Origin of the sequence: Geobacillus sp. WSUCF1 (assembly GCF_000422025.1) — a bacterium.
GTDB classification, from domain to species: domain Bacteria; phylum Bacillota; class Bacilli; order Bacillales; family Anoxybacillaceae; genus Geobacillus; species Geobacillus zalihae.
The window spans coordinates 1-783 of sequence record NZ_ATCO01000174.1; the positions used below are offsets into that span (position 1 = coordinate 1).

A 783-nucleotide genomic window follows, 5' to 3' on the forward strand; every position below is an offset into this window, starting at 1 on the left:
CCCCTGCAAGAGTAGGTCGTTGCTAGGCAATGTTTCATTATTCTGCAATAGTTCAGCGACGAGCTTCACATCTTCGAATTCGCTACGAGTTGCCTCGACGCATCTCGCTCCCTTGAATTAGCTGGCAGAGGAAGAGGCAACGAGCACATTGGGAAGATGTGCATGACATATAGTTATTCATCATTCCGCAATAGCTCAGCGGTAGAGCAACCGGCTGTTAACCGGTAGGTCGTAGGTTCGAATCCTACTTGCGGAGCCATTTTTACGCTTCCATAGCTCAGTAGGTAGAGCACTTCCATGGTAAGGAAGAGGTCACCGGTTCGAGCCCGGTTGGAAGCTCCATTTATTTTCCGGCCCGTTGGTCAAGTGGTTAAGACACCGCCCTTTCACGGCGGTAACACGGGTTCGAATCCCGTACGGGTCACTCCATTTCGGCCAGTCGTCCTTTCAAGGATGATTGGCCGAAATGAAAAGTGTATACTTCCCTGATTGCTGAGATATAATAGCAATTGAATACAGCGTTTCTTTCTCATCGCGTTGGGCTATAGCCAAGCGGTAAGGCAACGGACTTTGACTCCGTGATGCGCTGGTTCGAATCCAGCTAGCCCAGCCATTATTTTTTTGTACATAAAAATGGTCATGAGCCATTAGCTCAGTGACGAGCGTTACATCGTCGAATAGGCATCGAGTTGCCCCGACGCATCTGCTTCCTTGAACAGGCTGGCAGAGGAAGGGGCAGCATACTTAGAGTGTTATCCTAACTATGAGCCATTAGCTCAGTAA

At 49.2% G+C, this 783-nt stretch carries 4 tRNA genes; all 4 read left to right on the plus strand.

Annotated elements, in window-relative coordinates:
- Positions 1–184: 184 nt before the first annotated feature.
- The 4 genes from I656_RS0116700 (at position 185) to I656_RS0116715 (ending at position 613) form a co-directional block, all read left to right on the plus strand.
- Positions 185–259: transfer RNA gene (locus I656_RS0116700), tRNA-Asn, on the plus strand.
- Between the two features lie 7 nt (positions 260–266).
- A tRNA-Thr gene (locus I656_RS0116705) sits at positions 267–342 on the plus strand.
- Positions 343–352: 10 nt separating this feature from the next.
- Positions 353–424: transfer RNA gene (locus I656_RS0116710), tRNA-Glu, on the plus strand.
- Between the two features lie 114 nt (positions 425–538).
- Positions 539–613: transfer RNA gene (locus I656_RS0116715), tRNA-Gln, on the plus strand.
- Positions 614–783: the final 170 nt, after the last annotated feature.